The organism is Roseibacillus persicicus (genome assembly GCF_014651675.1).
Taxonomy (GTDB): domain Bacteria; phylum Verrucomicrobiota; class Verrucomicrobiia; order Verrucomicrobiales; family Akkermansiaceae; genus Roseibacillus; species Roseibacillus persicicus.
This window is the reverse complement of sequence record NZ_BMXI01000029.1, coordinates 1-4,411: the sequence shown is the minus strand read 5'-3', so window position 1 is coordinate 4,411 and position 4,411 is coordinate 1. Positions and strand designations below refer to the sequence as shown.

Here is a 4,411-nt window from a genome sequence, read left to right as displayed (position 1 = left end):
CTCCTCATAGGCCGCCTATTTTTTGATTGGGTTAGAGGCTTCCGGAAACAGAAAGGCGAACAATGCGCCGCTGCTGAATCCGACCGCGCTGGCCCCTAGGAGGTTGAGAGTATGCTTGGAGGCTGTAGAAGTAGCGAAGTTCTCTGAGCGGTCGGTTCAGCAGGGCTGGAACGTTCGGCAAAAAGTGGACAGACCGTTGTGTTATGATTCACATCCGAGAGGGACGTTGTTGGATGCGAGAATTCCTGAATTCAGCGGAACGACGTTAGGAGTAGTTCCTGACGAATCGATTTAGCGGCGAGCAGCATTTGAGGTTGCGAAGTGATTCGACATCTTTCGAATGCAGGCAAGTTCGAGGTTTAATCTCCGAAGGGAACGACAGAGACGATGGGGGAAGGGCGAGTTCGAGACCCAACGAGGCAGTATTTTGTTGATGAATCTGGGTTTCTGACGGGTTTGGATACTAGTGGTAGGCAGCGCTGCAGGCTGGCGATGTAGAGGGAACAATGGCTTTGTTTTGTGGGCGTGGGGGGAGGTCCTTAGAGGCTTTGAATCTTAGGCGGTTAGGCTTGGGGAACAGCTACAATCGTGTCGGTGCCGAACAATGCGCAGCACCACAAATCCGACCGCGCTGGCGAGTCGGAGGTTGACGGGAGGAGGGAAGGTGATTGAACTGTCGACAGCGGGCTGAGTCGGTCGGATTGGGTGTGCTGAGACGTTAGCGTAGCAAAAATGAAGACTTTGAGACTAGTAGCTGTTCTTGCGGCTTTTCTTTCAATCACAGGTTGTGAAGAGCGGGCTACTTCGGAATCTATCGTTATATTGCCGACTCATTACAATGCTTCTAGTTTCTTTGATGGCTTTAATTTCGATCCTCTTCCTGTCAACGACGACGGAGAAACTTTGGTTCCTTGGGTGTGTGTAAGTGGGACCGGATTACGAAGGGCCGGACCGTCAGAGTTTCCACCCTATTCTGAGTACCTTGGAAGATTTGAATACGTAGGTAAGACTGGGAGTCTCCCTGTAGGGGAACTTCTCAAACTGGTGCAGTCTGAATTTCAAGAGGCGCATGAGATTGAATGGGCTAGCGAACCTTCTTTTGAGTACTTCTACAAAGCAGAGTATGAAGTGGAAGCTGGCCTGGTGGGTTACATTTCTTTAGTGTTTATTCCTGATGTGGCTGCCAAATCTGTGACAGTTGGCTACAGTATGACCGAAACGCTGGGACGCTAACAATGCGCAGCACCACAAATCCGACCGCGCTGGCGGGTAGGAAGGTTGACGGGAGGAGGGAGCATGATAGAACTATCGAAAGCGCGCTGAGTCGGTCGGATTGGGTGTGCTTGAACGTTCGCTAAAAAGATGCGCTTAATCACCATAGCTGATGACGACAGCCTCGTAGCCAAAGGAGAGTCGCTAGAAGGTGATGTTTTGGTTTCGCTCGGTGACCTGTGGGATTACACGATTGAGAGGGCGTTTAAGCATCACAACTGCAAGAACGTAGTGGCAGTCCGAGGCAACCATGATTCTAACGAAGACTTTGCGGATTTTGTGATTCCTCTTCACTTCACGGTAGCAGAAATCGGAGGACTCCTTTTTGGTGGTTTCAACGGTTCTTGGAAATACAAGCCCAAAGGTCATCACATGTTTGAGCAATTCGAAGTTAGTCGCCTACTCAGAAGTTTCCCAAGAGTTGACGTTTTCGTTGCTCATAATTCACCAGCAGGAGTTCATGAGCGTGACAAAGATGTTCATCAGGGCTTTCATGGATTTACTGACTACATTGAGCGAAGTAAGCCCAAATATTTTCTTCATGGTCACCAGCATTCCAATAACCGTAGTCAAATCGGTGATACGACAGTGATTGGTGTCTTCGGCGAGGCTGCTATCGACCTAGACTGAGCGAACAATGCGCAGCACCACAAATCCGACCGCGCTGGCGAGTCGGAGGTTGACGGGAGGAGGGAAGGTGGTAGAACTATCGAAAGTGCGCTGAGTCGGTCGGATTGGGTGTGCTGAGACGTTCGGCTGAAATGAAGACTATGATTCGACTATTTGCCCTTATTGGTACGCTAGTCGTGCTAAATGGCTGCAAGAGTGGTGGAGCGTATTCCTTTCAGCATTTCCGCTATCCCGAGAACAGCGAGTTGCCGTCAGAGATTCTAATGAATATCTCCGTCGGATTTTCAGGTCCAGTGGCAGAAGTATCAGAGAAGACAGTTCGAGTTTTCGTTTTTGAGCCGAACAATTCTAAATCCCCGCTTCTCGATGATAATTTTATCTATGTCGCTGGGGATTTCGAAATTTCAGCTCATTGGCGGACCGAGAATAATCTTGAGGTGATCCTCGCTGATGAAGGCCGAGAAAAGCATCTCCTACTTGAATACAAACGTCCAAATTCGATATCGAAATACTCACGAACCAAGAAGCAAGAGCGAGACACGGAGTCAAAACTATGAAGCGCTGTCGTGGCCATGATAGGGGGACGCTTATTTCATCAGCCGCATACAACCTGTGCCGAACAATACGCAGCACCACAAATCCGACCGCGCTGGCGAATCGGAGGTTGACCGGAGGAGGGTTCGTGATAGAAGGAGTGGAGGCGCGCAGAGTCGGTCGGATTGGGTGTGCTAAAACGTTCGCTGAAAAGTATGACTGAGTGGTCGTCCACAGATATTGAGGATATTCTAGAGTCTCAGTTTGTTGCGCTCGATTGTGAGCCGAAATACGAAGCGCACGAGCTGTTGTGCGAATTTGGAGGTCTACTCTATAATTTGACGATCTATCCACAAATCGAACTGGTTCACCTTCGTGCTGACTCGAAGAATACACAGAAAGCGACACCACAATTTGAGTTTAGTCTGCGTTGCGATAGGATTAGAACTGGGGACGGCGGTTATGAATCAAGGGCTATCTACTTCGATTTCCTTGATGGAGTTGATGCAGAAGGGGTTTCTCGTTCAACGAGACTGGTGATTGACCGACTACGGAGTGGAGATCTCTATATCTGGCCTGTGATCGGACCGTCTGATCCGGCGCTAGAATAAGGCAGGGCGAACAATGCGCAGCACCACAAATCTGACCGCGCTGGCGAGTCGGAGATTGACAGAAGGAGGGAGCGTGATAGAAGTAGTGAGAGTGCGCTGAGTCGGTCAGATTGGGTGTGCTGAGACGTTCGCTTAGAATCGTATTATTGGGGCGATTCTCTCTGCTTTGACGAGGCAGTGGAACGTTGGATTTTTAGAGGAGCACTCCAAGTTGGCTCCCCGGATTTGTTCCAGATGGTTTGATTGGATCGACGTTGGTTTCGAGGTCAACGATGAGGTGAGAATGGGCAGGCAGGTGAGGGAAGGCGTGCAGGTTTTTGTTGCCGTCACGGGGTTTTGACGAAGTCCGGTAACAAGGCAGTGCTCTTCAGGCGACAGGTAAGGTTTTATTGACGAAGCTTGAACGAGGGCTTCCCGTCATAGAAGTTTCGGCGGTCTACGAAGAATTCGGATATTGCTATATTTTGACAGCGAACAATGCGCAGCACCACAAATCCGACCGCGCTGGCGAGTCGGAGATTGACTGGAGGAGGGAACGTGATAGAAGTGTTGAAAGCGCGCGGAGTCGGTCGGATTGGGTGTGCTTGAACGTTGTGCTTAAAATGAAGTCCGCTATTCGATACGCCATAGAGACTGCGTTTCAGATTACGGACGGTCCACAGATTATCCTAACTTCGATTTCCGTGAGCCAACCTTCGCCATGTATAACTGGTGATACGATAGCGCTCCAATCTATTGGCGGACGGACAGAGTATGCTAAGGTCGGAGCAATCGAATATGTGCTAAAACCAGGCGGAGTTGAGTTCTATGGCCTATCGCTTGATGGTGATAAGGTTTCCGCGTTTGAAGATTTTACAGGAGGATTGTTCGAGGTCGAATTGCGATGAACGTAGTGCAAAAGGTCTTAATTGAGGCTGTGGTTTATCTGGGCTGCGTCGAAGGGTCTGATGATCGGGAAGACGATGATTTAAAGCTCTTGGAATGGATTTTTGCTGAGCTTCAGCAGGCGACGAGTGCCGAACTGGAAAGCTTGCTGCTGGCTGTGAAGAAGGAGCTTAGTCAGAGTCAGGATCCTATCAGGACAGATGCGCTTGAAGGGATGCTCGATGCGCTTTCTTCGTGACGACGTCGCAACCAATGCACAACAAGGCGCAGCACCACAAATCCGACCGCGCTGGCGAGTTGGTGGATTGACTGGAGGAGGGAACGTGTTAGAAGTAGTGAAAGTGCGCTGAGTCGGTCGGATTGGGTGTGCTAGAACGTTCGACTGAAAATGAGCCGTTGCAGACTAATAACCTATCTCATTTTGAGCGCGATGCTATTGCTCGGATTGATTTTTGCTGAGGAAGAAGCTAAAGAACAGC

At 49.9% G+C, this 4,411-nt stretch carries 4 protein-coding genes; all 4 read left to right on the top strand.

The genetic code is table 11. The features are described from left to right. The first annotated feature begins 732 nt into the window (after nt 1-732). A complete protein-coding gene (locus tag IE099_RS20275; RefSeq protein WP_189574555.1) occupies nt 733-1,233 on the top strand; it encodes a hypothetical protein in 501 nt (166 codons plus the stop codon). Nucleotides 1,234-1,362: 129 nt separating this feature from the next. Next, the gene (locus IE099_RS20270) at nt 1,363-1,902 is read left to right on the top strand and encodes a metallophosphoesterase family protein (RefSeq protein ID WP_189574553.1); all 540 of its coding nucleotides are present in this window, start codon (nt 1,363-1,365) and stop codon (nt 1,900-1,902) included. Between the two features lie 140 nt (nt 1,903-2,042). Beyond that, nucleotides 2,043-2,459, top strand: a complete 417-nt coding sequence (locus tag IE099_RS20265; protein ID WP_189574551.1) for a hypothetical protein — start codon at nt 2,043-2,045, stop codon at nt 2,457-2,459. Nucleotides 2,460-3,930: 1,471 nt separating this feature from the next. After that, complete coding sequence (locus IE099_RS20260) at nt 3,931-4,170, top strand: hypothetical protein (RefSeq protein ID WP_189574549.1); 240 nt, start codon at nt 3,931-3,933, stop codon at nt 4,168-4,170. Nucleotides 4,171-4,411: the final 241 nt, after the last annotated feature.

What these genes read in the sequence shown, in the direction of transcription:
- IE099_RS20275 (WP_189574555.1), top strand. Translation starts at nt 733, where the DNA reads ATGAAGACTTTGAGACTAGTAGCTGTTCTTGCGGCTTTTCTTTCAATC.
- IE099_RS20270 (WP_189574553.1), top strand. Translation starts at nt 1,363, where the DNA reads ATGCGCTTAATCACCATAGCTGATGACGACAGCCTCGTAGCCAAAGGA.
- IE099_RS20265 (WP_189574551.1), top strand. Translation starts at nt 2,043, where the DNA reads ATGATTCGACTATTTGCCCTTATTGGTACGCTAGTCGTGCTAAATGGC.
- IE099_RS20260 (WP_189574549.1), top strand. Translation starts at nt 3,931, where the DNA reads ATGAACGTAGTGCAAAAGGTCTTAATTGAGGCTGTGGTTTATCTGGGC.